General features: G+C 63.4%; 23 protein-coding genes. 11 read left to right on the top strand and 12 right to left on the bottom strand.

Features of this window, described 5'->3' with window-relative positions:
• Positions 1 to 4: 4 nt before the first annotated feature.
• The 6 genes from AC05QJ_RS26770 to yaaA all read right to left on the bottom strand — a co-directional run bounded on the left by AC05QJ_RS26770 (position 5) and on the right by yaaA (position 8,624).
• Positions 5 to 1,492: an alginate export family protein gene (locus tag AC05QJ_RS26770; protein WP_476744233.1), complete on the bottom strand. Its 1,488-nt coding sequence runs from the start codon at positions 1,490 to 1,492 to the stop codon at positions 5 to 7.
• The gene (gene algK / locus AC05QJ_RS26765) at positions 1,489 to 2,901 is read right to left on the bottom strand and encodes an alginate biosynthesis TPR repeat lipoprotein AlgK (RefSeq protein ID WP_476744232.1); all 1,413 of its coding nucleotides are present in this window, start codon (positions 2,899 to 2,901) and stop codon (positions 1,489 to 1,491) included. The genes AC05QJ_RS26770 and algK overlap by 4 nt, the downstream gene beginning before the upstream one ends.
• A 105-nt stretch (positions 2,902 to 3,006) precedes the next feature.
• Entirely contained in the window at positions 3,007 to 4,173 is a 1,167-nt protein-coding gene (locus tag AC05QJ_RS26760) for a PilZ domain-containing protein (RefSeq protein ID WP_476744231.1), read from the bottom strand.
• A gap of 39 nt (positions 4,174 to 4,212) precedes the next feature.
• Entirely contained in the window at positions 4,213 to 5,703 is a 1,491-nt protein-coding gene (alg8, locus tag AC05QJ_RS26755) for a mannuronan synthase (protein ID WP_476744230.1), read from the bottom strand.
• Between the two features lie 61 nt (positions 5,704 to 5,764).
• Positions 5,765 to 7,081 (bottom strand): nucleotide sugar dehydrogenase, encoded by a 1,317-nt coding sequence (locus AC05QJ_RS26750; protein WP_476744229.1) that lies wholly within the window; start codon positions 7,079 to 7,081, stop codon positions 5,765 to 5,767.
• A gap of 763 nt (positions 7,082 to 7,844) precedes the next feature.
• Positions 7,845 to 8,624 (bottom strand): peroxide stress protein YaaA, encoded by a 780-nt coding sequence (gene yaaA / locus AC05QJ_RS26745; RefSeq protein WP_476744228.1) that lies wholly within the window; start codon positions 8,622 to 8,624, stop codon positions 7,845 to 7,847.
• Positions 8,625 to 8,746: 122 nt separating this feature from the next.
• Between yaaA and AC05QJ_RS26740 the strand changes: the two genes are divergently transcribed.
• The 6 genes from AC05QJ_RS26740 to AC05QJ_RS26715 all read left to right on the top strand — a co-directional run bounded on the left by AC05QJ_RS26740 (position 8,747) and on the right by AC05QJ_RS26715 (position 13,907).
• Positions 8,747 to 9,871: a polysaccharide deacetylase family protein gene (locus AC05QJ_RS26740; RefSeq protein ID WP_476744227.1), complete on the top strand. Its 1,125-nt coding sequence runs from the start codon at positions 8,747 to 8,749 to the stop codon at positions 9,869 to 9,871.
• A 321-nt stretch (positions 9,872 to 10,192) separates the two neighbouring features.
• The gene (locus AC05QJ_RS26735; RefSeq protein WP_476744226.1) at positions 10,193 to 11,587 is read left to right on the top strand and encodes a PhoH family protein; all 1,395 of its coding nucleotides are present in this window, start codon (positions 10,193 to 10,195) and stop codon (positions 11,585 to 11,587) included.
• Between the two features lie 94 nt (positions 11,588 to 11,681).
• The gene (gene moaC, locus AC05QJ_RS26730) at positions 11,682 to 12,155 is read left to right on the top strand and encodes a cyclic pyranopterin monophosphate synthase MoaC (protein ID WP_476744225.1); all 474 of its coding nucleotides are present in this window, start codon (positions 11,682 to 11,684) and stop codon (positions 12,153 to 12,155) included.
• Positions 12,152 to 12,397, top strand: a complete 246-nt coding sequence (locus AC05QJ_RS26725) for a MoaD/ThiS family protein (RefSeq protein ID WP_476744224.1) — start codon at positions 12,152 to 12,154, stop codon at positions 12,395 to 12,397. Before moaC ends, AC05QJ_RS26725 begins: the two co-directional genes overlap by 4 nt.
• 1 nt (position 12,398) lies before the next feature.
• Positions 12,399 to 12,845, top strand: coding sequence for a molybdopterin synthase catalytic subunit MoaE (gene moaE, locus AC05QJ_RS26720; protein ID WP_476744223.1), 447 nt, complete (start codon positions 12,399 to 12,401; stop codon positions 12,843 to 12,845).
• A gap of 285 nt (positions 12,846 to 13,130) precedes the next feature.
• The gene (locus AC05QJ_RS26715; protein ID WP_476744222.1) at positions 13,131 to 13,907 is read left to right on the top strand and encodes an ABC transporter substrate-binding protein; all 777 of its coding nucleotides are present in this window, start codon (positions 13,131 to 13,133) and stop codon (positions 13,905 to 13,907) included.
• A gap of 27 nt (positions 13,908 to 13,934) precedes the next feature.
• Here AC05QJ_RS26715 and AC05QJ_RS26710 read toward each other — a convergent pair whose 3' ends face one another.
• The 5 genes from AC05QJ_RS26710 to AC05QJ_RS26690 form a co-directional block, all read right to left on the bottom strand.
• Positions 13,935 to 14,555, bottom strand: coding sequence for a helix-turn-helix transcriptional regulator (locus AC05QJ_RS26710; protein ID WP_476744221.1), 621 nt, complete (start codon positions 14,553 to 14,555; stop codon positions 13,935 to 13,937).
• Between the two features lie 74 nt (positions 14,556 to 14,629).
• Positions 14,630 to 15,760 carry an NAD(P)/FAD-dependent oxidoreductase gene (locus tag AC05QJ_RS26705; RefSeq protein ID WP_476744220.1) on the bottom strand — a complete coding sequence of 377 codons (1,131 nt, stop codon included), beginning with the start codon at positions 15,758 to 15,760 and terminating at the stop codon, positions 14,630 to 14,632.
• A gap of 15 nt (positions 15,761 to 15,775) precedes the next feature.
• The gene (locus tag AC05QJ_RS26700) at positions 15,776 to 16,726 is read right to left on the bottom strand and encodes an ornithine cyclodeaminase family protein (RefSeq protein WP_476744219.1); all 951 of its coding nucleotides are present in this window, start codon (positions 16,724 to 16,726) and stop codon (positions 15,776 to 15,778) included.
• A gap of 237 nt (positions 16,727 to 16,963) precedes the next feature.
• Entirely contained in the window at positions 16,964 to 18,400 is a 1,437-nt protein-coding gene (gene rhlB / locus AC05QJ_RS26695; RefSeq protein WP_476744218.1) for an ATP-dependent RNA helicase RhlB, read from the bottom strand.
• Positions 18,401 to 18,502: 102 nt separating this feature from the next.
• Positions 18,503 to 19,159 (bottom strand): alpha/beta hydrolase, encoded by a 657-nt coding sequence (locus AC05QJ_RS26690; RefSeq protein ID WP_476744217.1) that lies wholly within the window; start codon positions 19,157 to 19,159, stop codon positions 18,503 to 18,505.
• Between the two features lie 333 nt (positions 19,160 to 19,492).
• Between AC05QJ_RS26690 and AC05QJ_RS26685 the strand changes: the two genes are divergently transcribed.
• From AC05QJ_RS26685 to AC05QJ_RS26670, 4 genes are all read left to right on the top strand, one after another.
• A complete protein-coding gene (locus AC05QJ_RS26685; protein ID WP_476744216.1) occupies positions 19,493 to 20,521 on the top strand; it encodes an amino acid ABC transporter substrate-binding protein in 1,029 nt (342 codons plus the stop codon).
• Positions 20,522 to 20,588: 67 nt separating this feature from the next.
• Positions 20,589 to 21,758, top strand: a complete 1,170-nt coding sequence (locus AC05QJ_RS26680) for an amino acid ABC transporter permease (RefSeq protein ID WP_476744215.1) — start codon at positions 20,589 to 20,591, stop codon at positions 21,756 to 21,758.
• A 10-nt stretch (positions 21,759 to 21,768) separates the two neighbouring features.
• Positions 21,769 to 22,866: an amino acid ABC transporter permease gene (locus AC05QJ_RS26675; protein ID WP_476744214.1), complete on the top strand. Its 1,098-nt coding sequence runs from the start codon at positions 21,769 to 21,771 to the stop codon at positions 22,864 to 22,866.
• An 11-nt stretch (positions 22,867 to 22,877) separates the two neighbouring features.
• Positions 22,878 to 23,642, top strand: a complete 765-nt coding sequence (locus tag AC05QJ_RS26670; protein ID WP_316920010.1) for an amino acid ABC transporter ATP-binding protein — start codon at positions 22,878 to 22,880, stop codon at positions 23,640 to 23,642.
• A gap of 33 nt (positions 23,643 to 23,675) precedes the next feature.
• On the opposite strand, the gene algW is transcribed toward AC05QJ_RS26670, so the two are convergent.
• Positions 23,676 to 24,833 (bottom strand): Do family serine endopeptidase AlgW, encoded by a 1,158-nt coding sequence (gene algW / locus AC05QJ_RS26665; protein WP_476744213.1) that lies wholly within the window; start codon positions 24,831 to 24,833, stop codon positions 23,676 to 23,678.
• 245 nt (positions 24,834 to 25,078) lie between these two features.
• Here algW and AC05QJ_RS26660 point away from each other — a divergent pair, with 245 nt between their 5' ends.
• Positions 25,079 to 25,837 carry a Nif3-like dinuclear metal center hexameric protein gene (locus tag AC05QJ_RS26660; protein ID WP_476744212.1) on the top strand — a complete coding sequence of 253 codons (759 nt, stop codon included), beginning with the start codon at positions 25,079 to 25,081 and terminating at the stop codon, positions 25,835 to 25,837.
• The last annotated feature ends 11 nt before the right edge of the window (positions 25,838 to 25,848 follow it).

Here is a 25,848-nt window from a genome sequence, read left to right as displayed (position 1 = left end):
TGCATCAGAAGCGCCAGACCACGTCGACGAAGGCGCGATGCATGTACGAGTCGGCCTCTTTGCCGTAGGCGTCGCCGGGCTTGAACACGCCACCGCGAAAACGCACCAGCGCCGAGGGTTCGTCGATCGACTTGCTCAGCGCCGCCGGCAGCAGGCCCTGCTTGAAGTACTTGGTGACCACCAGGTCCATTTCCTGCCCGACATCCTTCTCGCCCTGGATCAGCGGACGGTTGATGCCGCCGTCGTCGACCACCGCGTTGATGCCGCTGCCGCCCAGGTTCTGGTCGCCATCGACGCGCCAGAACTTGTGGTAGATCAGGCTGGCGTCGTAGTCGTCGCGCAGTTGCCAGGAGGTGAACAGGGTCGCCGCCTGCAGGTTGCCCAGCTCGCCGCGGAAGGCTTCGCCGAAGCGATGCACGCGCGAGCGGGTGCCGGTCCAGTTGGAGCGGTTGGACTCAAGGCCGGTCTGCTCGTAGTTGTTCGAGCCGTCGCTGCCGCCACCGCCGCTGCCACGGGCGTAGGCGGCGCCCACTTGCCAGTTGGGGTCCAGGCGCAGGCGGATGCCGAGGTCGGTGGCCCAGGCGTTGACGTCGCCGCTCTGCTTGCCGGTGGCGACCTGGTCGTTGCCCACCGTGCTGCTGCTGAGGGTGTCACGGTCGCCCGTCAGCCAGGTGACGCTGCCCCAGTAGTTGAGGGTGTTCTGGTTGCGCCAGTTGTAGGCGTCGCTGTTGGCTTCAAGGCCCAGCCAGGTGAGGTCGCCGGTGCGGGTCTTGTCGAGGGCGTCGAGGGTTTCGCCGGGGTTCTTCAGCTTGCCGTCGTCGTGGGTGTGGTGGGCGCGCAGGCCGACCCAGTGGCCGGGTGTCCATTGCGCCGCGACGTCGCCGTAGACGTGCAGGCGGTCCTTGTCTTCGGCGGCCAGCTCGGTGAGGTCGGTGCGGTATTCGCTGAAGCGCTCGGCAACGCCGAGGTTGGCCCGCAGCAGGGTGGTGTCGAAGGTCCAGTTCAGCGCTTCGATGTTGGTGTCGCGCCACATGCCGTCGTCGTTGCGCAGGCGCTGGCGGCCGAAGCGCAGTTGCTCGCCGGGGTAGGCGGTGAAGCCGCTGTAGCCGACCCAGAATTCGCGCATCGCCAGGTAGTTTTTCTTGGCTTCGCGGTCATCGTTGCTGCTGTTGGTGTCGCTGACTTCGCTGCCGTCGGCGGACTGGCGGGTGGTGTCGGTCTCGATGATGTCGGTGGCGGCGACCGCCTGGCCCATGGCGTAGGCGCTCCAGTCACCGCGCTCGAAGAACACCCAGGGGCGCAGGTCGAGACCGAGGCCGTTGACGTCGCCGCCGGCGCGGGTGCCGAGGTCGCGGTCGTCTTCGGACTGGCCGGTGATCTTCACTTCCAGGCCGAAGTTCTTTTCGGCGGTTTCGGCGGCCAGGGTCGGGCAGGTCCAGAACAGCGCGAAGCTGAGGCCCAGGCCGGCTTTCATCCACGGATTGAGCGTCATAGGGAATCCTCACCTTGTTCTTCTTCGGGGGCTTGCACGGCCTGCAGGGCCAGGGCGCCGGGGCCCGGCCCCATGGCGCCACGGGCAGCGCGTTCCTGCTCCAGCAGGCGCTGGGCAGCGGCTTTCTGTTGCGGGTTGAGCTGGCCGTCGAGGTCGCCGGCCAGGGCCGCCGACTGTTCGCTCGGGTTGGCTTGCGCCAGTTGCGCGAAGACCCAGGCGTTGACCGGATCCTGGCGGATGCCGTGGCCTTCGCTGAACAGTTGGGCCAGGGCGTAGTCGGCGCTGAGCTGGCCGCCGCGTGCGGCCTTGAGCAGGTGATCGACTGCCCTCTGCGGTTCGACGTCGCCCAGGTAGCCACGGCGATAGAGCTGGCCGAGGTAGTAATGGGCGCTGATCTCGCCGGCTTCGCCAGCGGCCAGTAGGTGGGTCTCGGCTTTCTTCGCGTCGGCCGGGATCGACTTGCCCTCGTAGTACAGCCGGCCCAGCAGCAGCTCGGCACGGGGCTGTTCGGCGGCGCGGCCTTTGTCGATGTAGCCCATCAACTGGTCGCTGTCGCCGAGCTCCGGGAAGTCGTAGAGCAGTTGCGCCAGGCTGACCCAGGACGCGGGGTTCTGCGGGGCGATGTCTTCGAGCAGGGCCTGGGCGGTCTTTTCGTCGGTCTGGCCGAGGTTGCGGTCGGCCAGCACGCGGGCCACGCTGTCGACCCGGCTGGCCGGGACCGCGCCACGCTGGTAGGCGCTCTTGAGCTGTTCCAGCAGCGCCGCCTGTTGCTCGGGCTGGGCGCGTTTCTGGTAGACGGTGGCCAGTTCGACGTAGCAAATGTCGGTGCTGGCGAGGGCGGCCTTGCAGATGCTTTCCACCTCGTCCAGGTGCTGGTCGTAGGTGTTCTGGGTGCGGTACAGCAGCACCTGGGCCAGGCCTGCTTCCGGGTAGCCGGCGGCGCGCCACTGGTCGATCTGGTTCTGCGCGTTGACCTTGGGGAAGCTCTGCGGGTACTGCAGGTAGAGCATCGCCAGCGGGATCAGGGTGTTGCCCTCGCCGTTGGCAAAGGCTTTCTTCAGCAGGGTCTCGGCTTCCTGGCGCTCGGCATCGCTGGCCTCGGGCTTGGCTGCCAGCAGGCGACCGAGACGCGCCTGGGCGCGGGACGAGGTTTCGGCGGCGGCGCGGTAGGTGGCTTCGGCGGCCTTGAGTTTGGCCGGGTCACCGGTTTCCACCTGGATATCGGCGAGTCCCACTTGCGCTTCGCTGTAGCCGAGGTCGGCCAGTTGCCGGTAGTTGCGCTCGGCGGTGGCGGTATCGCCGTTCTTCAGGGCTTCGTTGGCCAGGCGCTGGTCGGGCAGGCCGGCGCAGCCGGTGAGGCTGATGGCCAGGGCCAGGGCACACGTCAGTGGTGCTGCAGAGGGCCTCATCGCTGGCGAGCCAGCTCCCACAGGGACTGCATGCACCGGACTTGTGGGAGCTGGCTTGCCAGCGATGAGGGACCCCATGGAGTAATGGTTCATTGGAGACCCTCTTCAGAGACCATGTGCCATGGCGCTGTCGATCAGCCAGTCCAGCGACGGACCGCGCTTGGCGTTGACGCTGGCGGGCAGGCCGACCAGGTTGGCCGGGATCGGCGCATCAGGCTTGATCTGCACGCGGATGTCGGAGGACAGGTCGTCCTGGCTCAGGTTGCTGCTGGTGACGATCTGGCCGGTGCGGGTCTGCTCTTCGCCGGCGACCTGGAAGCTGACCCGGGTGCCCGGCTTGACGTCGTCGAACTGGCGGTAGCTGAAGCGTGCATCGACGGTCGGAGTGGTGGTGCGCGGGATCAACTGGAAGATCACCGTACCCTTGGCGGCGTACTGGCCGTCGTCCACCAGTTGGCGGGATACCACGCAGTCGCACGGGCTGGTGAGGGTGCCGCTCATCTGCTTGCCGAACAGTTCCTCGACCTTGGCCGGCTCCAGTTGTTGCTCGTCGAGATGGCCCTTGAGCAGATCGAGCATGCTGGTGCTGAACGAGGCCAGTGGTGCGCCCTTGACCACTTCGCTGCCGTTCTCCACCAGCGCTTGCACGGTGCCGTCGCGGGGCATGGTGACCTGGGTGGCGGGTACGCTGACCACACCGGCTTCGGCATGGCTGACGAAGTACAGGCCGTAGATCGACTTGGCAACGAAGCCGAACGCCGCCACGCCCACCACGAACACGCCGAGGCTGAAGGTCACTGCCCGCAGCCGGCCCAGCGGGCTGAGGCCACCGCCGCCGTCTTTCTGCTTGCGCGCCTTGGTGAAGTTGTCGCGCTGCAGGGTGCTGAGCACGTCGCCGATGCTGATGAGCTCGCCGGACAGGTGCGAGGTGATCAGGTGGCGCAGGGTGGCGATATCGCGCTGCTCGAGGTTCTGGAACTGCACGCCGGCGCGGCCGCTGGCCGGGTTGAACGAGCGCACCTGGAATTCCACGTCCATCGACAGGCCCAGGTTGTCCACCGTGAATTGCAGGCGGCCACGCATCACTTCGCCGACACTCAGCGGCTGTTTGGCGTGGAAGCTCAGGCCTCCGGCGGAGAGGTCGTCGACCTTGACGTCCAGGGCTTCGCGGTTGCTTCCCAGATAACGCAGTTTCGCGGGAATGCGCACACGGGCGTGCTGGCGCTGGGTTTCGGACTCATGCACGACATTGACGTTCACGGCGGTATTCATGGTGATGTTTTCCTGTTGGATCCGATGGGTAACCGCGGCTCACACGACCACGAACAGCACAGCAACGAAGATGCTGGCCGCCGAGAAGGTCATGGTCCGGGAAGACCAGGTGTTGAACCATTGTTGAAAGCTGGCGAGGTCGCGTTTGAGCGCGGTGGGCTGGCGGGTCCAGGACTGCCGGTCGAGACGGAAGAACACGTAGATCTTCATCAGTGCCCCGACGATCTGGTTGTAGTAGAGGATCAGCGGATAGGCCGGGCCGATCTTGTGCCCCGAGCACAGCAGCATGATGGTCAGGATCAGGCGGGTGAGGCCGATCCACAGCAGGTAGGCGAGGAGGAACTTGGCGCCGAACTTGAGGCTGGCGATCACCGCCACGGTCAGGCCGAGCAGGCTGGTCCACATCGATACGCGCTGGTCGAACAGCACCACGCTGGTGAACAGGCCGAGGCGCCGGATCCCCAGGCCCAGGGCGCGGGAGTTCTGCCGCAGGTTGTTGCCGTACCAGCGGTACATCAGCTTGCGGCTGGCCTTGATGAAGCTCTTTTCCGGCGGGTGCTCGACCGTGTTGATCGCCGCGTCCGGCACGTAGAAGGTGTCGTAGCCCAGGCGCATCAGGCTGAACCAGCTGGACTTGTCGTCGCCGGTGAGGAACTTGAAGCGGCCCAGGCGCCAGTGCATCAGCGAGTCGCTTTCGACGTCGGCGATGAACTCGGGGTTGGTCACCACGCTTGCGCGGAACACCGACATGCGCCCGGTCATGGTCAGCACGCGCTTGGACAGGGCCATGGAGCACATGTTGATGTGGCGCTGGGCGAAGCGCAGCTTGTGCCACTCGCTCATCACGTAGCCGCCGCGCACTTCGCAGAATTCGTTGGTGGTCAGGCCGCCGACATTGCCGAACAGCTTGAACCAGGGGACCGTCTTGCGCACCACGCCTTCGCCGAGCACGGTGTCGCCGTCGATCACCGCGACCACGGCGTTGTCGTCCGGCAGGTGGCGGGAGATGGCACGGAAACCGAAGGCCAGGCCGTCGCGCTTGCCGGTACCGGCAATACGCACGAAGTCGAGGCTGACCCGCTCCGGCGGGTTGTATTTGGCCCACAGGCTTTTCACCAGCAGCTCATCGGACATTTCCACCAGCGAGCAGACCACTGTGGTGGGGTAGCCGCAGTCGATGGCTTCTCGGATTACCGAGCTGTAGACCTGCGCGGTGGTCAGGGCGTCGATGCGAAAGCTGGTGACCATCAGGTAGACGTGGGACGGGTCGGCCGCGCTGCCGAGCTTGCGCACCTTGCGCCGCAGCCGAGGGTAGACCACGTAGAGAAACAGCATGCCGCGCACGAAATGCGTCGCGCCCATGGAGTAGCGCCAGATACCGACGGCACCGATCAGGAACAGGAAGTCCTTGGAGTCGGGGTCGAACAGGGTGTTGGGCAGGGCCAGGGCGATCAACATGAGCAAGGTCACGTAGAACAGCCAACCGGCGGCCTGCAACAGGCCGTGCTTGAGGCTTTGCATGTGCTGCATCCGTATCAGGGGCGGGACGTTCGAAAAGTCGCGCGGGGCCGGGCGGCCCCGCGCGGCCTGCTTACCAGCAGATACCTTCGGTACGGCTGGTGGTGCAGGTGGTCTTGCTCATGAAGCCCACCAGGTCGATCACCTGCTTGCCGGCCGGCGCCTGTTGGGCCAGGGCGCGGAACTGCTCGTCACGGTTGCCCAGGACGATGATGTCGGCGTTGTCGATGACCTGTTGCAGGTCAGCGTTGAGCAGGGACGAGACGTGGGGAATCTTCGATTCGATGTAGTCCTTGTTGGCACCATGGACCCGGGCGTACTGCACGTTCTGGTCGTAGATATCGAGCTGGTAGCCCTTGCCGATCAGGCGTTCGGCCAGTTCCACCAGCGGGCTCTCGCGCAGGTCGTCGGTGCCGGCCTTGAAGCTCAGGCCGAGCAGGGCGACCTTGCGCTTGTCGTGGCTTTCGATGATGTCGAAGGCGTTCTGCACCTGGGATTCGTTGCTGCGCATCAGCGAGTCGAGCAGCGGCGCCTTCACATCGAGGCTGCCGGCACGGTAGGTGAGGGCGCGGACGTCCTTGGGCAGGCACGAGCCGCCGAAGGCGAAGCCCGGACGCATGTAGTACTGCGACAGGTTCAGGGCCTTGTCCTGGCAGACCACGTCCATCACTTCGCGGCCATCGACGCCCACCGCCTTGGCGATATTGCCGATCTCGTTGGCGAAGGTGACCTTGGTCGCGTGCCAGACGTTGCAGGTGTACTTGATCATCTCGGCGACTTCGATGTCCTTGCGGATGATCGGCGCGTCGAGTTCTTCGTACAGGGCCTGGAGCACGTCGCCGCTGGCGCGGTCCAGCTCGCCGATGACGGTCATCGGCGGGTGATCGTAGTCAGCGATGGCGGTGCTTTCACGCAGGAATTCCGGGTTGACCGCGACGCCGAAATCGACGCCGGCCTTCTTGCCGGAGCAGTCTTCTAGAATCGGGATGACCACGTTCTTCACGGTGCCCGGCAGCACGGTGCTGCGCACCACGATGGTGTGGCGGCTGGATTTTTCACGCAGGACGAAGCCGATCTCGCGGCATACCGACTCGATGTATTCGAGGCCCAGGTCGCCGTTTTTCTTGCTCGGTGTTCCGACGCAGATCATCGACAGTTCGCTGTCGCGGATGGCCTGGGAAAAGTCCGTGGTGCCGCGCAGCCGGCCGTTGGCGATGCCCTGCTGTAACAGGCCTTCGAGGCCCGGCTCGACAATCGGGGATTTGCCCTGGTTGATCAGGTCGATCTTGGTTGCGGAAACGTCCACGCCAATCACTTCATGGCCTCGTGCGGACAGGCAACCGGCACAGACTGCACCCACATAACCCAAACCAAAGATGCTGATACGCATCGCATTCACCTCATGTAGTTAGCTACGCCGATTCCCTTCAAAGAACCGGACCGGATTGATTTACCAGCCGTATTTCGCGCAGGCGGAACGGTGGCGTTAACGCGCTGTTCCACAAGCGGGCATAAGTAAGTTTTCAGCGCACAATTAAGGGGCGCTTAAAGTAGGCAGCCAATGGCCATTAATAGGGACGTGCCCCAAACGCTAGCCGTCTTTATTGCAGTACTGTTTTTCCATACTGCAGTGCTTGTTTTTTCAAGTGGATAAAATCCTTTGAAATCAACCACAAGGACGAATTTATAGGGCGTCTTCTCCTGGGCGTGAGCCTTGCCGTGAACGGGTTTCAGGCGATGGCTCAACTAACGATGTATAACTTCCGGGTTTCGAGTTTGTTATGTAAGTCATTTCTCACACAGGGCTCGAAAATCGTTACGGGTGGTATGAGCGGGTGTCGAGGGGATAAGTTCCTGAGGCGGGAGAGTGCCGGTGAAAGATTTTTTAATATTTTTCAGGATCTCGATACTTTCACTTTGATAGCACGCGGGAGTGTCGTCCCCATATATAAAGGGCGAACTTGAGGTGGGATGGTTTTGTGCCAGTACGGAAAAATATTTCCGGATTTTTCGTCAAAAAACTACGAACGGTCTTATGGCGTTTTGCGATAAAGAGGGTTTGTTGATTTTTTGGCGCCATATTAATGGCGGTTCAAGGTGTTCCTGATGGCCTCACCGCTTGCCAGCGGTGAGGTCATCAGCGATACCGAGGATCAATCGTCCGGATGATCCCGCAGAAACACCAGGTTGTCCGGCTTCGACTGCTCGGCACTGTAGTAGTAGCCCTGCACATCGAACTGCTTGAGTTGCTCCGGGTCGTTGATCCGTTCCTGGATGACGAAGCGGCTCATCAGGCCCCGGGCTTTTTTCGCGTAGAAGCTGATGATCTTGTACTGGCCGTTCTTCTGGTCACGGAATTCGGTGTTGATCACCCGTGCCTTGAGCGCGCTGCGTTTCACCGCGCTGAAGTACTCGTTGCTGGCCAGATTGAGCAGCAGGTCGTCACCCTGGTCGGCCAGCGCCTGGTTCAGCCATTCGCTGATCCGCGTACCCCAGAAGGCGTACAGGTCCTTGCCCCGGGCGTTGGCCAGCTTGGTGCCCATTTCCAGGCGGTAGGGCTGCATCAGGTCCAGCGGGCGCAGCAGGCCGTAGAGGCCCGAGAGCATGCGCAGGTGGTCCTGGGCGTAGCTGAAGTCGTCTTCGCCGAGGCTTTCGGCGTCGAGGCCGGTATAGACGTCGCCCTTGAACGCCAGCAGCGCCTGCTTGGCGTTGGCCGGGGTGAAATCCGGGGTCCAGCTGCCAAAGCGCGCGGCATTGAGGCCGGCAAGCTTGTCGGACAGGTGCATCAGTTCGCTGATCTGCGCCGGCGACAGTTCGCGCAGTTGCACGATCAGTTCCTGGGAGTCGTCCAGGTACTGGGGCAGGGTGTGCCGCGCAGTGACCGGCGGGGTGTCGTAATCGAGGGTCTTGGCGGGGGAAATCACCGTCAGCATGAGGTCGGCTCCTTGAATCGTGGCCGCGATTCTACGGGGCGGGGCCGATGTTCTCCAGCTATCGCGGCGATAGGCGGACGCACTGCTATAGTGCCCGGCGGATAAACCGGAGAGTGTTCACCGTGCGCATAGCCCTCGTTGTCCTGACTGCCCTGCTGGCCTTCGGCGCTCAGGCTGCCCCGCCGCAGATCGCCATTTTCGACCGCAGCTACTGGCCGGAGAGCCTGGATACGCCGGTGCTGTTCGATGTCGCCTCGCGGGCCGAGATTCTCTCGTTCGCGAGGGTGCTGGCCGAAAGCGAATCCCTCGACGAAGCAGCGCTGAGCGCGCGCCTGCAACTGCGTCAGGTCAACCTGCAGGTGGTCAGCGAGGTGCGTGAGCGCCTGTGGCGAGCGCTGTGGCGCAACTATGACTTTGCCCAGCAGAGTTGCGCGCAGGACGCCTCGTTCTGCTACGTCATCGAAAACCTCGGCGACCTGCGCCGCACCGCCGCGACCTTTGCCGTCGCGGCCGACTCCTTCTATGCCGGCTGGGCCGAACCGAGCCGGCAGTTCCATATCGCCTACCTCAACGAGCTGCTGCGCAAGGCCGCGCTGTTTCCGCAGACCGCCAGCGAAGTGGCGTTCTTCTCGCCCCAGGAGCTCACCGGCGACCGGCTCAACGACCGCCTGTTTCTGTTGAGCTTCGACGGTGGCCCGAGCCTGGCCGGCGGCAGCACCGAGGCGCTGACCACCTTCCTGCGCAAGCAGAAGCTCGACGGATTGTTCTTCGTGTTGGGCCAGAACCTGCAGACCCGCCGCGACAAGCAGCCGCTGCAGGCGCTTCGGGATCTGTATCGCGGCCAGTGCGTCGGCACCCAGGGCTGGCAGTACCGCTCCCATGCCCAGTGGAACGACTGGCAGGACTCGGTGCTGCGCGGCGCAGCGCGGGCCCAGGCGGATCTGCCCGATCAATACGTGCCGTTGTTCCGGCCGCCCTACGGGCAGCGTCGTGCCGACAGCCCGGCCTTCTTCGCCAGCCAGAACCTGCGAGTGACCCTGTGGGACATCGATGCCCAGGACCTCAGCCCGCTGACCGCCGAGCAATCCGCGCAGCGCACCCTGACCCTGATGCTGCTGTGGCGCCGCGGCCTGATCCAGTTGCACGACAGCCAGCCCAAGGCACAGGTAGTGGTGACCTGGTTGCTGAGCAATACGGCGCAGAGCGGAATTGGCTGGGAGAGTTGCCGGGACTTCGACGGAAGGTAGAGAAACGAGGGGGAAAGCGACAGAAGGTGAAAGGTTTCAACGGACTCCACTCCTGACTGTAGTCGTGCTTTCCCGCGTCGCCAAGGCCTATTCGTCAAACCGAAAAATAAACTTCACCTGCGCGTAAAAACGCTTTTTCCGGTAATGCTTTTTGCGGTATGTAGGAATCAGACAGCCGATCCCTGCAGCCAGGTGGCGTCCTCGAACTCCCCTCATGCAGGTGCGCTTCCCGCCCGTAACGACGCGGATACGGGAAGTACGGCGGTCACTCTGCGATGCGGCAGTAGCGCATCGTGTAGCTCCCACATAAGGTGACCGAGTATGGATGACCAAGGACGCACTTCTTCCTCCAACCAGCCAATCCTGTATGTGTTGGACACCAACGTCCTGATTCACGACCCCAACGCCCTGCTCAACTTCGAAGAACACCATGTCGCCATACCGATGACGGTGCTGGAGGAACTCGACAAGCTCAAGACCGGGAAACACACCGTCGCCGCCGAATGTCGCCAGGCCATCCGCCTGATCGACCAGACCCTCGGCGATGCCACACCCTCGGACGTCGAACAGGGTGTGCCGATCCAGCGCGGCAAGAGTGGGCCGAAGGGCTACCTTTCGATCCTGATGACCCAGCGCACCGAACCCAATCGACTGCTGCCGGAACACCTGAACGACAACATCATCATCAACCAGGTCCTGGACCTGCATAACAAGCACCAGGGCCGTGACGTGGTGCTGGTCACCAAAGACATCAACATGCGCCTCAAGGCGCGCGCCTGCGGGCTCGCCGCCGAGGACTACAGCACCGACCAACTGGTGGACGACGTCAGTCTGCTGTCCAAGGGCTATCACTCGGTCACCGGCTCGTTCTGGGACCGGGTCAGCAAGGTCGAGACCCGCCAGGAGCGCGGCCGCACCTGGCACCGTGTGCAACTGATCGACAACCTGCCGGCGGTGCACGTCAACGAGTTCATCATTGACGAGCAGGGGTTCGTCGGCTGGATCAAGGGCATCAAGGACAGCGAACTGCTATTGCTCGACCTGCATCAGGAGCCGCTGCTGCATCAGGAAGCCTGGGGCCTCAAGCCGCGGGACATCCATCAGGGCCTGGCGCTGTTCGCGTTGCTGGACCCGGATATCCACCTGGTCAACCTCACCGGCGCCGCCGGTTCCGGCAAGACCATCCTGGCCCTGGCCGCAGCGATCGAGCAGACCATGGTCAGCAAGCGCTACCGGCGCATCATCGCCACCCGCAGCGTGCAGGGGCTGGACCAGGAGATCGGCTTCCTGCCGGGCACCGAAGCGGAAAAAATGGAGCCTTGGCTCGGCGCCATCACCGACAACCTCGAAGCCCTGCACATGGACGATGAGAGCACCCATGGCAGTGTCGAATACATCCTCGAACGGGTTCCGCTGCAGTTCAAATCCCTGAACTACATCCGCGGGCGCAGCTTCCAGCAGAGCCTGATCCTGATCGATGAATGCCAGAACCTCACCCCGCACCAGATGAAAACCATCATCACCCGTGCCGGTGCAGGCTCCAAGGTGATCTGCCTGGGCAACCTGGCGCAGATCGACACACCGTACCTGTCGGCCACCAGCTCCGGCCTGACCTACCTGACCGAACGCTTCAAGGACTTCCCCAACGGCGTTCATATCACCCTGCAAGGGGTGCCACGTTCGATTCTGGCCGAATACGCCGAATCCCATCTGTAATCCCGACCCGGGCGGCCTTGCGCCGCCCGTTTTTTTCGCTGCTAAAAGCTGACTCGCAGGTTTACAATCGGGGCTCCTGATCTGGAGTAACCCCGTGCTGACTCATCTCGATTCCCAAGGTCGCGCCGCGATGGTCGACGTCACCGACAAGGCCGTGACCCACCGCGAAGCCGTGGCCGAAGCGCGGGTGCGCATGCTCCCGCAGACCCTCGCCATGATTGTCGACGGAGCCCATCCCAAGGGCGACGTGTTCGCCGTGGCGCGCATCGCCGGCATCCAGGCGGCGAAGAAAACCAGCGACCTGATTCCCCTGTGCCATCCGCTGATGCTCACCAGCGTCAAGGTCGAACTGAGCGCCGAAGGCAGCGACTGCGTGCACATTGTCGCCCGCTGCAAGCTGGCCGGGCAGACTGGCGTGGAGATGGAAGCCTTGACCGCCGCCAGCGTCGCCGCGCTGACTATCTATGACATGTGCAAGGCCGTCGATCGCGGCATGACCATCGAAGCCGTGCGCCTGCTGGAAAAACTCGGCGGCAAGAGCGGCCACTACCAGGCGGATGCGAAATGAAGATCAACGTGGTCTATTTCGCCCGTTACCGCGAGCTGCTGGGCAGGGACGGCGAGACGCTGGACGGCACCTTCGCCCGTATCGAAGACGTCCGTCAGGCCTTGCTCGGCAAGGGCGAACCCTACGGCGTACTGGCCGAGCAGAACCTGATGTGCGCCCGCAACCAGGACCTGTGCAAGCCCGATGAAGCCCTGGAAGACGGCGACGAAGTGGCCTTCTTCCCACCGGTTACCGGAGGCTGAAATGAGCGTTCGGGTCCAGACTGCGCCCTTCGATCCGGGCGCTGAAACCAATGACATGCACGCCGCCAACGTCGGCGTCGGCGCCGTGGTGGCGTTCGTCGGTTATGTGCGGGATTTCAACGAAGGTCGCGAAGTCGCGGGGATGTTTCTCGAACACTATCCCGGCATGACCGAAAAGGCCCTGGACAAGATTGTCGTCGAGGCCGAACAGCGCTGGCCGCTGCTCAAGGTCGAGGTGCTGCACCGTATCGGCGCCCTGGAACCGGGCGAGCCGATCGTCTTCGTCGGCGTCGCCAGCGCCCACCGCCAGGCGGCATTCGACGCCTGCAACTTCATCATGGACTACCTCAAGACCCGTGCGCCGTTCTGGAAAAAGGAACAGACCAGCGAAGGCCCACGCTGGGTCGAGGGCAAGCAGAGCGATACCGACGCCGCCGGGCGTTGGTAGAACAGGTCAGCTGCAAGCTTCAAGCTTCAAGCTTCAAGCCACAAGCCACAAGCCACAAGCCACAAGCCACAAGCCACAAGCCACAAGCCACAAGTTGCTAGAAAAAGCTGGAGCGCCGTCAACTGCTCCCTCTTGCAGCTTGAAGCTTGCAGCTTGCAGCTCGCCCCTGGCAGATGTACGATAAATTCCATAATAGAATTATAAGTACAAAATCGTTCGGCCCCTGGCCGGCCCCTTTCCTCTGTCTTGTCACCCCCAACACAACAACGAGCGAGAGAGCCCATCATGAAGACCTCCCACCTGATCGCCGGTCTGGCCTTTGGCCTGCTGGCCAGCAGCCCTGTGTTCGCGGCCGGCGACGACCTGCGCATCGGCATCGAGGCGGCCTACCCGCCCTTTGCCTACAAGACCCCGAACGGTATCGAAGGCTTCGACTACGACATCGGCAACGCCCTGTGCGCCGAGATGAAGGTCAAGTGCCAGTGGGTCGAGCAGGAGTACGACGGTCTGATCCCGTCGCTGAAGGTCAAGAAGATCGACGCGGCCCTGTCGTCGATCACCATCACCGAAGAGCGCAAGAAGTCCGTGGACTTCACCAATAAGTACTACTTCACCTCGGCGCGCCTGGCGATGAAGGAAGGCACCCAGGTCGACGACCAGTACGAGTCCCTCAAAGGCAAGCGCATCGGTGTGCAGCGCGCCACCACCACTGACCGCTACGTGCGTGCGGTGCTGGAGCCCAAGGGCGTGATCGTGGTGCCGTACACCACCAACGAAGAGATCTTCATGGACATGGAAAGCGGGCGCCTGGACGGTGTGTTCGCCGATACCATCCCGCTGCAGCTGGGCTTCCTCGATACGCCGCGTGGCAAGGGCTTCGCCTTTGTCGGCCCGGAACTGAAAGATCCGAAGTTCGTCGGTGAGGGCGCCGGTATCGCCGTGCGCAAGGGCAATACCGAACTGGTGAAGAAACTGAACGATGCCATCGTCGCCATCCGTGCCAATGGCGAATACCAGAAGATCCAGTCCAAGTACTTCAAGACCGACATCTACGGCGACTGACCGCCGCCTCGCTCAAGGCCTGATGCTTCAGGCCTTGAGTTCCTTCAGGTGCTTGTACACCGTCGCCCGCCCCATGTTCAGCACATTGGCCACATAATTGGCCGCGCTCTTGCCGCGGAACGCACCTTCGGCGTGCAGGGCGAGGACCAGCTCGCGCTTGTGGTCGCGGTTGAGCAGGTTGAAGCTGAGCTGGCGTTCGCGCAGCCAACTGTTGAGGAAGGTGTTGATCCGCTCCTGCCAGTCGTCGCGGAACAGCGCATCCGGCTGCGGGATCACTTTGCTCGAGGACAGGAACAGGTCCAGCGCCGCCTTCATGCTCTCGAACATCGAGATGTTCAGGTTGATGCACAGCACCGCCACCGGCTGGCCAGTCTCATCGCGCAGCACCGTGCTCAGCGAGCGGATCTTCTGCCCGTCCCAGTTGAGCTTTTCGTAGGGGCCGATATTGGTCTCGTCAGTGCCTTCCTCGACCATGTCTTCCAGCGCGGCATCATCGCCGACTTCGCGCTTGGACAGGTTGTTGGCGATGTAGTCGATCTTCTGGGTACGCAGGTCGTGCAGCACCACTTCGGCATGAGGAAAGAACAGCGTGGCGATGGCATCGGCGATCGCCCGGTAGTTCTGCAGGACGGGATCGGGGGTCGACATTCAGGCGGGCTCCGGACGGGATCAGCGCCCCGGGAAACAGGGCGCTGGGAGTGTGCCGCAAACGCGCGGGCGCGTCATCCTTGCAGGCGTGCGGGGGAGAGTTGCGCGGCGCTCAGGCCGAATTCGTCGAGGTGTGCGGGCAGCGGCTCTCCACGCACCAGCGCGGCGCTGGCCTGGCCCATGGCCGGCGAGGTCTGGATGCCGTAGCCACCTTGCGCGGCGACCCAGAACAGGCCCGCAACTTCGGGATCGAAACCTGCCACCAGGTCGCCATCGGCGACGAAGCTGCGCAACCCGGCCCAGGTGCGGAACGGACGGCGGATGGTCAGGGTGGTGGCTTCTTCGATCTGGTAGATCCCCAGGGCGATATCCAGTTCTTCCGGCTGCACATCGTGGGGTTCGACGGGATCGGCGTTGCACGGCGAGCCCAGGAGCATGCCGGCATCGGGCTTCATGTAGAACGACTCGTCGAGGCTCACCAGCATCGGCCAGCCATGGGTGTCCAGGTCGGCGGGGGCTTCAAAGATGAAGGCGGCACGGCGCTTGGGTTGCAGGCCCAGCGGGCGGGCGCCGGCCAGTTGTCCGATCTGGTCGGCCCAGGCGCCGGCGGCGTTGATGACCAGCGGGGCGCGGAAGTCGCCGCGGCGGGTTGCCACGCGCCATTGGCCGTCGGCGTCGCGGTGCAGGCCGAGCACTTCGCAATCACCGTGGATTTCTCCTTGCTGGCGGCGGATGCCGCGCAAGTAGCCCTGGTGCAGACCGTCGGTGTCGATATCGCTGGCGCTCGGGTCGTACAGCGCGCCGTGGACTTTCTCCCGGCGCAGCACCGGCAACCGTTCGCACGCCTCGTCGGCGCTGAGCAATTGCATTTCCGGCACGCAGGCGCGGGCGCTGTCGAACTGGCGCTGCAATTCTTCGGCGTCGCCGTCGAAGTCCACGGTCATCTCGCCTCGCGGGGTGAGCAGCGGGTGCTCGGCGAAGCCGGCTGGCGGCTGGTCGAAGAACGCCCGGCTGGCGAGGGTCAGGGCCCGAACCTGCGGCGTGCCGTAGGCGGCGGTGTACAGCGCCGCCGAGCGGCCGGTGGAGTGATAGCCCGGCAACGTCTCGCGCTCCAGCACCACGACCTTGCCGTGGGCAGCCAGCCAGTAACCGGTGGAGGCGCCGGCGATACCGCCGCCGATGATGATGAAGTCAGCCTGTTGCATGGGTTCTCCGACGCCTCAGCGTGCGCGTTGCAGGTGGTACAGGGCGTTGGCCAGGGCGATGTCTTCCAGGCCCAGGCCGATGGAGCGGAAGAAGGCGTGGCGCTGGTAATCCGGGCCTGGCGCCTGGCCACTGACCAGCTCTGGCAGGTCGCCGATGATCGCTTCGGTCTTCCAGCCGTGCTCCTCGGCGGCCAGGCGCATCTCCCCGGCGCTGCCTGGGGTGGTCACGCGGTAGTCGCAGTACACGTCCATGTCCGCCAGGCTCGCCGGCGGTACTTCATGGGCGCGCACCGCATTGGTGCTGATGGAGGTGATCAGTGCCGGCTTGCTCAGGCGAGCCGGGTCGATGACCGGCTTGGCCGACGAGGTGCAGAGCATGATCACGTCGGCGTCGATCAGGGCCGCTTCTGCGTCGTCGTGCAGGCTCAGGCGCGGGTCGAGGGCGGTGAGGGCGTCGCGCTCGCTGGCGCTCTTGCCGTTCAGGCCCGGGGAATACAGGCGGATGTCCTGCCATGGGCGCAGCTCGCGGACGTAGTGCAGGTGGGCGCGGGCGATCGCGCCGCTGCCGATGATCGTCAGGCGGCGGGCTTCGGTCGGGGCCAGGGCGTCCACGGCGACTGCGGTGGTGGCGGCGGTGCGGGCGGTGGTCAACTCGCCGGCGTCGCACAGCAGCAGTGGCTGGCCGGTCTGTGTGGACATCAGCAGTGTCCAGGCGGTGACCAGCGGGCCTTGGTCGCGGACGATGTAGGGTGACGTCTTGACCCCGTAGACGCCTTCGCGCGCCAGCACACCGCCGTAGTTGATGAAGTCGCCTTTGCCGGCGGGGAATTCCACCAGTTGCTGCGGTGGCTGCACCGCCTGGCCGGCTGCCAGGTCGCGGAACAGGTCGCGCAGCACCTGCGGGACATCCACCTGGGCGAGCAGTTGGCGGGCGTGCTGCTGATCGAGAACGAGAGGCGCGGTCATTCGGGACTCCGGGATGTCTGGAATAAACTAATTTTTCCATTATGGACTTTTAGTTTAGATATTTTCCATCCCCAGGCCTTGGAATTTTGTGGTGTTGCCGATGGCCCTATCGCTGGCAAGCCAGTTCCCACAGGGAGGTGGTGCCTGTGGGAGCTGGCTTGCCAGCGATAAGGCCATCAGCAACACCGAAGAAATCCAGGCATAAAAAAACGCAGTCCGAAGACTGCGTTTCCTGAATCAGCCGTGGTGCTTCTTCGGCACCGGCTTGAGCAACTCCGTCGGAGGCATCTCGCAACTGATCTTGCGCCCCAGCAGCGCCTCGATGGCCGGCAACTGGTAGGAGTCGTCCTCACCGGCAAAACTGATCGATACGCCGCTGGTGCCCGCACGGCCCGTACGACCGATGCGGTGGACGTAGTCGTCCGGGTCTTCCGGCAGGGTGAAGTTGATTACGTGGCTGATGCCGTCGATATGGATGCCGCGCCCGGCGACGTCGGTCGCCACCAGCACGGTGATGCGGCCTTCGCGGAAGTTTTCCAGGGTGCGGATGCGCTTGTGCTGCGGCACGTCGCCCGACAGTTGCGCGGCATTCACGCCGTCGCGCACCAGCTTTTCTTCGATGCGGCGCACTTCATCCTTGCGGTTGGCGAAGACGATGACCCGCTCCCACTTGTTCTCGGTGACCAGGTTGTACAGCAGCTTGTACTTGTCGCTGCCCGCCACGGCGTAGACATGCTGCTCGACGGTTTCGCTGGCGACGTTCTCCGGTTCGATCTCGACGATCGCCGGGTTGGTGGTCCACTGCTTGGCCAGGTTCATCACGTCTTCGGTGAAGGTGGCGGAGAACAGCAGGGTCTGGCGCTCGGCCTTCGGTGGCGTCTGGCGGATGATCTGACGAACCTGTGGGATGAAGCCCATGTCCAGCATGCGGTCGGCTTCGTCCAGCACCAGCACCTCGACCATGTCCAGGTGCACTTCGCCGCGCTGGTTGAAGTCCAGCAGGCGGCCCGGCGTGGCGACCAGGATGTCGCAGTGGCGGGCTTCCAGGGCCTTGAGCTGCTTGTCGTAGTCCATGCCGCCGACGAAGGTCATCACGTTCAGGCCGGTGTACTTGGTCAGGGCCGCGGCGTCCTTGGCGATCTGCACCACCAGCTCGCGGGTCGGGGCGATGATCAGCGCCCGTGGCTCGCCCATGTAGCGCTCTTTCGGCGGCGGCGTCTGTTGCAGCTGGGTGATGATCGAGATCAGGAAGGCCGCGGTCTTGCCGGTACCGGTCTGGGCCCGGCCAATGGCGTCCTGGCCGCGCAGGGTGAAACCCAGCACCTGGGCCTGGATCGGCGTGCAGTACGGGAAGCCCAGGTCGTGGATGGCGTGCATCAGTTGCGGGGACAGCTTGAAATCGTGGAACCGGGTCTTGCCTTCCTGCGGCTCGACCACGAAATCTTCCAGCTTCCAGGTCGAGGCCTGTGGCTTGGATTTGCGCTCGCGGCGTGGCTTGGCGGCGGCAGGTTCGGGGCGCACCGGCTGGGCGGCTTCGGCCTTGATCGGGGCTGCGGGAGCGGGCGTCGGGGCCGGGGCCGGAGCGGGCGGGGGCTGCATCACGGTAGCAGCGGTTCCGGCGGCGAGCGGCTCAGCCTCGCTCTTGCCGAACATCTTCTTGAGTGCTTTGAGCACGGTCTTCTCGTCGATTGGTTAAGGAATGTACGCCGGGCAGTGTAATGCAAGATCCGGGCTCGGCGTAGTGGATTGAGCTGACAACTACAGGGATTGCGACGTTCAGCGCAGACGCGCCATCAGCCAGGCGCCGATGTCACTGATCTCTTCCGGCAGCACCGCGTGCTCCATCGGGTACTCCTGCCAGTTCACGTCGACGCCCCAGTTCTTCAGGTGTTCGAAGGCGGTGCGGCCCATGGCCGGCAAGACGACCGGGTCGTATACGCCGTGCAGGCACAGTGCCGGGATGCGCTGCTGGCTGGCGGTGAGCTGGGTGTCGTCCCTGAAGGTCGGTGCATAGGTGGACAAGGCCAGCACGCCACCCAGGGCGCCTTGCCACTTTATATAGGCGGTGTGCAGGACCACGGCGCCACCCTGGGAGAAGCCGGCGAGGAAAATGCGGGTGGGGTCGATGCCGGCAGCGCGTTGCTGCTCGATCAGCTCGATGACCTGGGCAGCGGATTCCTCCAGTTGGGTTTCGTCGATTGCCCTGGCCGGGCTCATGGCCTTGATGTCATACCAGCTGGGCATCTCGTAGCCGCCGTTGATCGTCACCGCACGGGTCGGTGCCTGAGGCATAACGAAACGGGTCGTGAGCATGTGTTCCTGCAGTGCTTCGGCCACCGGCATGAAGTCGTAGCGGTCGGCACCCAGGCCGTGCAACCAGATCACACAGGCGTCGGCGGTCTTCTGGGGTTCAAGAATCAGGGGATTGGTCATGACTGCTCCGAAAAAGTGCACACGCTCTCAACGAGGTGCATGAAAAAAAGGCACGTGAGGTCAATTCGAAAAAAAGTGTCGCATTGCTGCAACTTTGTTCGTTGCAAGGAACTGAAACGCTTTAGCCGGCCGAACTGGTACGCGCTTTGCTACTGGCATACCGACATGAGGCGACGTGTTCCCACGGTAACACCCCTCATGGGAAAACCAAGGCTGTCACAGAACAGCGTATTGCGCCAATTGACCCAATAAAAAGCGAAAACGGGTCGGATGCGCCTCATAAGGGTGCGGTGCAAACCGGCTCAACACAATAAGAGCGATCTGGAGGTTTTAATGAAGATGTTGAAATCCACCCTGGCAGTCGTGACGGCTGCCGCTGCGCTGGGCCTGAGTTCTTTCGCGCAGGCGGGTGCGACCCTGGATGCGGTACAGAAGAAGGGATTCGTACAGTGCGGCGTGAGTGACGGCTTGCCGGGCTTCTCGGTGCCGGACGCCAAGGGCACCATCGTCGGTATCGACGCCGACGTCTGCCGCGCCGTCGCGGCTGCGGTCTTCGGTGACGCCACCAAGGTCAAGTTCAGCCAGCTCAACGCCAAGGAGCGCTTCACCGCGCTGCAGTCCGGCGAAGTCGACGTGCTGTCGCGCAACACCACCTGGACCAGCTCGCGTGATTCCGGCATGGGCCTGGTGTTCGCCGGCGTTACCTACTACGACGGCATCGGCTTCCTGGTGAACAAGAAGCTGGGTGTTTCCAGCGCCAAGGAACTGGATGGCGCGACCATCTGCATCCAGGCCGGTACCACCACCGAGCTGAACGTTTCCGACTATTTCCGCGCCAACGGCCTGAAATACACCCCGATCACCTTCGACACCTCCGACGAGAGCGCCAAGTCGCTGGAGTCCGGTCGTTGCGACGTGCTGACCTCCGACAAATCGCAACTCTATGCACAACGCTCCAAGCTGGCGGCGCCGACCGACTACGTCGTACTGCCGGAAACCATTTCCAAGGAGCCGCTCGGCCCGGTCGTGCGTAAAGGCGACGAAGAATGGTTCGCCATCGTCAAGTGGACCCTCTTCGCCATGCTCAATGCCGAAGAAATGGGCATCACCTCGAAGAACGTCGAGGCCGAGGCCAAGTCCACCAAGAACCCTGACGTGGCGCGCATGCTCGGTGCCGACGGCGAATATGGCAAGGACCTGAAACTGCCGAAAGACTGGGTAGTGAAGATCGTCAAGGAAGTGGGCAACTACGGCGAAGTGTTCGAGAAGAACCTTGGCAAGAGCACCCCGCTGCAGATCGACCGCGGTCTGAACGCCCTGTGGAACAACGGCGGCATCCAGTACGCGCCACCAGTGCGCTGATTGGTGTGGCCCGCGGTGACGATCCCGTCACCGCGGGCCTTTCCGTTCCTTCTCTTCGGGGCTTTTCATGCAAAATCCACCCAAGGGCCTGTCCCTGAGCGATCCACGTGTCCGCGCGTGGCTGTTCCAGATCCTCACCATCGTCGTGGTGGTCGGTCTGGGCTGGTATCTGTTCCACAACACCCAGACCAACCTGCAACACCGGGGCATCACCTCGGGCTTCGACTTCCTCGACCGCAGCGCCGGCTTCGGCATTGCCCAGCACCTGATCCCGTACACCGAGTCCGATTCCTATGCTCGGGTCTTCGTCATCGGTCTGCTCAACACGCTGCTGGTCACCTTCATCGGCATCATCCTGGCGACCCTGCTGGGGTTCATCATCGGCGTGGCACGGCTGTCACCGAACTGGATGATCAACAAGCTGGCGACCGTCTATGTCGAGACCTTCCGTAACATCCCGCCGCTGCTGCAGATCCTGTTCTGGTACTTCGCGGTGTTCCTGACCCTGCCGGGACCGCGGGGCAGCCTCAACATCAATGACACCTTCTTCATCAGCAACCGTGGGCTGAACATGCCCGGCGCTTCGCTGGCCGAAGGATTCTGGCCGTTCGCAATTGCCGTGCTGCTGGCGATCGTCGCCGTGGTGGCGATGGTGCGCTGGGCCAACCGCCGCTTCGAGGCGACCGGCGAGCCGTTCCACAAGTTCTGGGCCGGCCTGGCCCTGCTGCTGGTGATCCCTGGCCTGAGCGTGCTGCTGTTCGGCAATCCGCTGAGCTGGGAACTGTCGCAATTGAAAGGATTCAACTTCGCCGGCGGCTGGGTGCTGATCCCCGAGTTGCTGGCGCTGACGCTGGCGCTGACCATCTACACCGCCGCGTTCATTGCCGAGATCGTCCGCTCCGGCATCCGCTCGGTGAGCCATGGCCAGACCGAGGCAGCCCGCTCTCTGGGCCTGCGCGAAGGGCCGACGCTGCGCAAGGTGATCATTCCCCAGGCGCTGCGAGTGATCATTCCGCCGCTGACCAGCCAGTACCTCAACCTGGCGAAGAACTCCTCGCTGGCGGCCGGTATCGGCTACCCGGAGATGGTCTCGCTGTTCGCCGGCACCGTGCTCAACCAGACCGGACAGGCCATCGAGGTAATCGCCATCACCATGAGCGTGTACCTGGCCATCAGTATCAGCATTTCCCTGCTGATGAACTGGTACAACAAGCGCATCGCGCTGATCGAGCGGTAAGGAGACGCGCATGACTTCCCATGTTTTCAAACCCGATATGCCGCCGCCGGTGAAAACCGTCGGCGTAGTCGCCTGGCTGCGCGCCAACCTGTTCTCCAGCTGGCTGAACACCCTGTTGACGCTGTTCGCCATCTACCTGGTCTGGCTGATCGTGCCGCCACTGCTGCAGTGGTCGATCTTCGATGCCAACTGGGTCGGTACCACCCGCGCCGACTGCACCAAGGAAGGCGCTTGCTGGGTGTTCATCCAGCAGCGTTTCGGCCAGTTCATGTACGGCTATTACCCCACCGAACTGCGCTGGCGCGTTGACCTGACGGTCTGGCTGGCGGTGATCGGCGCCGCGCCGCTGTTCATCTCGCGCTTCCCGCGCAAGGCGATGTACGGCCTGAGCTTCCTGGTGGTCTACCCGGTCATCGCCTACACCCTGCTGCACGGCGGTTATCTGGGGCTGGCCACTGTTCCGACCAACCAATGGGGCGGCCTGATGCTGACCCTGGTGATCGCCACCGTCGGGATTGTCGGCGCCTTGCCGCTCGGCATCCTGCTGGCGCTGGGCCGGCGCTCGAAAATGCCGGCGGTGAAGGTGGTCTGCGTGACCTTCATCGAGTTCTGGCGTGGCGTGCCGCTGATTACCGTGCTGTTCATGTCGTCGGTGATGCTGCCGCTGTTCCTGCCTGAAGGCATGAGCTTCGACAAGCTGTTGCGGGCCATGATCGGCGTGATCCTGTTCCAGTCGGCGTACATCGCCGAGGTGGTGCGCGGCGGCCTGCAGGCCATTCCCAAGGGGCAGTACGAAGCCGCTGCGGCCATGGGCCTGGGCTACTGGCGCGCCATGGGCCTGGTGATTCTGCCGCAAGCCCTGAAGCTGGTGATCCCCGGCATCGTCAACACCTTCATTGCCCTGTTCAAGGACACCAGCCTGGTGATCATCATCGGCCTGTTCGACCTGCTCAACAGCGTCAAGCAGGCCGCTGCCGACCCGGCCTGGCTGGGCATGGCGACCGAGGGCTACGTGTTCGCGGCCCTGGTGTTCTGGATTTTCTGTTTCGGTATGTCCCGCTACTCCATGCATCTGGAGCGCAAGCTGGACACAGGCCACAAGCGTTAGGAGAGATTTTGATGAGCGAAGCGATCAAACAGCCTGTTGGCCCTGAAGGCATTATCCAGATGCAGGGCGTGAACAAGTGGTACGGCCAGTTCCACGTACTCAAGGACATCAACCTGAATGTGCGCCAGGGCGAGCGCATCGTGCTGTGCGGGCCGTCCGGCTCGGGCAAGTCCACCACCATCCGCTGCCTCAACCGCCTGGAAGAGCACCAGCAGGGCCGTATCGTGGTCGATGGCGTCGAACTGACCAACGACCTCAAGCAGATCGAAGCGATCCGCCGCGAAGTCGGCATGGTGTTCCAGCATTTCAACCTGTTCCCGCACCTGACCATCCTGCAGAACTGCACCCTGGCACCGATGTGGGTCCGCAAGATGCCCAAGCGCAAGGCCGAGGAAATCGCCATGCACTACCTGGAGCGGGTGCGGATTCCGGAGCAGGCGCACAAGTTCCCCGGGCAGCTGTCCGGTGGCCAGCAGCAGCGCGTGGCGATCGCCCGGGCACTGTGCATGAAGCCGAAGATCATGCTGTTCGACGAGCCGACCTCGGCCCTGGACCCGGAAATGGTCAAGGAAGTGCTGGACACCATGGTCAGCCTGGCCGAAGACGGCATGACCATGCTCTGTGTGACCCACGAAATGGGCTTCGCCCGCACTGTGGCGAACCGGGTGATCTTCATGGACAAGGGCGAGATCGTCGAACAGGCCGCACCGGACGACTTCTTCGACCGGCCGCAGAACGAGCGGACCAAGCTGTTCCTCAGCCAGATCCTGCACTAGGAAAGAAGAAGGGCCGCGAAAGCGGCCCTTTTTTCAGTTCTCTTCCTGCGCCGCTGGCGCCGGTGGTGGCCGCAACCCCACCTCCGCCATCAGTTTCAGTGGCTTGCCGTTGCGCACCACTTCGATCGCCACCTTCTCGTTGGGCTTGATCCGCGCTACCTGGTTCATCGAACGGCGTCCATCACCGGCCGGCTCGCCATTGATGCTGAGAATCACGTCGCCCAGTTGCAGGCCCGCTTTCTGTGCGGGGCCGTCGCGGAAGATGCCGGCGACCACGATGCCGGGCCGCCCTTGCATGCCGAACGACTCGGCCAGCTCGGCACTCAACGGCTGCACCTCGATGCCCAGCCAGCCACGGATCACCTGGCCGTGTTCGATGATCGACTTCATTACCTCCAGCGCCAGCTTGGTCGGGATGGCGAAGCCGATACCCTGGGAGCCACCGGACTTGGAGAAGATCGCCGTGTTGATGCCGGTCAGGTTGCCGTTGGCGTCCACCAGGGCGCCGCCGGAGTTGCCCGGGTTGATCGCCGCGTCAGTCTGGATGAAGTCTTCGTAGTTGTTCAGGCCCAGCTGGTTGCGCCCGGTGGCGCTGATGATACCCATGGTGACAGTCTGGCCGACGCCGAACGGGTTGCCGATGGCCAGGGCGACGTCGCCGATGTGAATGTTGTCGGAGCGGCCAATGGTAATGGCGGGCAGGTTCTTCAGGTCGATCTTCAGCACCGCCAGGTCGGTTTCCGGATCGCTGCCGATGACCCGTGCCAGGGTTTCACGGCCGTCCTTGAGGGCCACCACGATCTGGTCGGCACCGGCGGTCACGTGGTTGTTGGTCAGCAGGTAGCCTTCCGGGCTCATGATCACTGCCGAGCCGAGGCTTGATTCCCAGCGCCGCTGCTTGGGCAGGTTGTCACCGAAGAACCGGCGGAATTGCGGGTCTTCGAACAGCGGATGGGCCGATTTGTTGACCACTTTGGTGGTGTAGAGGTTGGCCACGGCCGGCGCTGCGTGGGTCACCGCATCGGCGTAGGACACCGGGCCCTGGACGATGCTGTTGGTCTGCGGTGCCTGCTGCAGGTTGACGTCCTGGCTGGGCAGGCCGACCCATTGGGGGAAACGCTGGATGACCAGCAGTGCGATCAGCACGCCGGTGAACAGTGGCCAGCCGAAATAACGCAACGCCTTGAACATTGGATGGATCCTGGGGGATGGAGGCCCGAGCCGATGACGCAGTTGGGGAGGTGGTGATGAACGCGCGCGATCATACTTCGGCAAGACCTGTGCAGGAACTGCAAATTCATTCGGCGTGTGAAGGAGTTGGCCGAATGCCCCCAGGTAGTTGCCGCCGGTTTCCCCAAAACAGTCGACGGCTCATAATGGCCAGCATTATACGGGGCCTTGCGCCGCGCTGAAGTGCTGAATTGAGGAGTCTTTTCATGGCTGTTGCCCTGACAACCCTGGTCGAAGAGGCCGACCGCTATCTTTCCAGCGGGAAAATCCAGGATTACTGCCCCAATGGCCTGCAGGTCGAAGGCCGGCCGCAGGTGACCCGCATCGTCAGCGGTGTGACGGCCAGCCAGGCGCTGCTGGATGCCGCCGTCGACGCCGGCGCCGATCTGGTGCTGGTACACCACGGTTATTTCTGGAAGGGCGAAAACCCCTGCATCACCGGCATGAAGCAGCGCCGGCTCAAGACCCTGTTGAAAAACGACCTGAGCCTGCTGGCCTACCACCTGCCGCTGGACGTGCACCCGGAAGTCGGCAACAACGTGCAACTGGCCAGGCAACTGGACATCACCGTCGAAGGGCCGCTGGACCCTGACAACCCTCGGGTCGTGGGGCTGGTCGGCTCGCTCGCCGAGCCGGTCTCGGCCCGTGACTTCGCCCGTCGGGTCAGTGACGTGATGGGCCGCGAGCCGCTGTTGATCGAAGGCGAGCAGGTCATTCGTCGGGTCGGCTGGTGCACGGGTGGCGGTCAGGGCTACATCGACCAGGCGATCGCTGCCGGGGTCGATCTGTTCATCAGTGGCGAGGCCTCCGAGCAGACCTTCCACAGTGCCCGCGAAAACGGCATCAGCTTCATTGCGGCCGGCCACCATGCCACCGAGCGCTACGGCGTGCAGGCGCTGGGCGATTACCTGGCAAGGCGCTTTGCCCTGGAACATCTGTTCATTGACTGTCCGAATCCGGTGTAGCAACTAAACAG

This window comes from Pseudomonas sp. TUM25319, from assembly GCF_056388475.1.
This window is presented reverse-complemented; position numbering and strand designations above follow the sequence as displayed.

What these genes read in the sequence shown, in the direction of transcription:
- AC05QJ_RS26770 (WP_476744233.1), bottom strand. Translation starts at nt 1,492, where the DNA reads ATGACGCTCAATCCGTGGATGAAAGCCGGCCTGGGCCTCAGCTTCGCG.
- algK (WP_476744232.1), bottom strand. Translation starts at nt 2,901, where the DNA reads ATGAGGCCCTCTGCAGCACCACTGACGTGTGCCCTGGCCCTGGCCATC.
- AC05QJ_RS26760 (WP_476744231.1), bottom strand. Translation starts at nt 4,173, where the DNA reads ATGAATACCGCCGTGAACGTCAATGTCGTGCATGAGTCCGAAACCCAG.
- alg8 (WP_476744230.1), bottom strand. Translation starts at nt 5,703, where the DNA reads ATGCAGCACATGCAAAGCCTCAAGCACGGCCTGTTGCAGGCCGCCGGT.
- AC05QJ_RS26750 (WP_476744229.1), bottom strand. Translation starts at nt 7,081, where the DNA reads ATGCGTATCAGCATCTTTGGTTTGGGTTATGTGGGTGCAGTCTGTGCC.
- yaaA (WP_476744228.1), bottom strand. Translation starts at nt 8,624, where the DNA reads ATGCTGACGGTGATTTCCCCCGCCAAGACCCTCGATTACGACACCCCG.
- AC05QJ_RS26735 (WP_476744226.1), top strand. Translation starts at nt 10,193, where the DNA reads ATGGATGACCAAGGACGCACTTCTTCCTCCAACCAGCCAATCCTGTAT.
- AC05QJ_RS26725 (WP_476744224.1), top strand. Translation starts at nt 12,152, where the DNA reads ATGAAGATCAACGTGGTCTATTTCGCCCGTTACCGCGAGCTGCTGGGC.
- moaE (WP_476744223.1), top strand. Translation starts at nt 12,399, where the DNA reads ATGAGCGTTCGGGTCCAGACTGCGCCCTTCGATCCGGGCGCTGAAACC.
- AC05QJ_RS26715 (WP_476744222.1), top strand. Translation starts at nt 13,131, where the DNA reads ATGAAGACCTCCCACCTGATCGCCGGTCTGGCCTTTGGCCTGCTGGCC.
- AC05QJ_RS26710 (WP_476744221.1), bottom strand. Translation starts at nt 14,555, where the DNA reads ATGTCGACCCCCGATCCCGTCCTGCAGAACTACCGGGCGATCGCCGAT.
- AC05QJ_RS26705 (WP_476744220.1), bottom strand. Translation starts at nt 15,760, where the DNA reads ATGCAACAGGCTGACTTCATCATCATCGGCGGCGGTATCGCCGGCGCC.
- AC05QJ_RS26700 (WP_476744219.1), bottom strand. Translation starts at nt 16,726, where the DNA reads ATGACCGCGCCTCTCGTTCTCGATCAGCAGCACGCCCGCCAACTGCTC.
- AC05QJ_RS26690 (WP_476744217.1), bottom strand. Translation starts at nt 19,159, where the DNA reads ATGACCAATCCCCTGATTCTTGAACCCCAGAAGACCGCCGACGCCTGT.
- AC05QJ_RS26685 (WP_476744216.1), top strand. Translation starts at nt 19,493, where the DNA reads ATGAAGATGTTGAAATCCACCCTGGCAGTCGTGACGGCTGCCGCTGCG.
- AC05QJ_RS26680 (WP_476744215.1), top strand. Translation starts at nt 20,589, where the DNA reads ATGCAAAATCCACCCAAGGGCCTGTCCCTGAGCGATCCACGTGTCCGC.
- AC05QJ_RS26675 (WP_476744214.1), top strand. Translation starts at nt 21,769, where the DNA reads ATGACTTCCCATGTTTTCAAACCCGATATGCCGCCGCCGGTGAAAACC.
- AC05QJ_RS26670 (WP_316920010.1), top strand. Translation starts at nt 22,878, where the DNA reads ATGAGCGAAGCGATCAAACAGCCTGTTGGCCCTGAAGGCATTATCCAG.
- algW (WP_476744213.1), bottom strand. Translation starts at nt 24,833, where the DNA reads ATGTTCAAGGCGTTGCGTTATTTCGGCTGGCCACTGTTCACCGGCGTG.
- AC05QJ_RS26660 (WP_476744212.1), top strand. Translation starts at nt 25,079, where the DNA reads ATGGCTGTTGCCCTGACAACCCTGGTCGAAGAGGCCGACCGCTATCTT.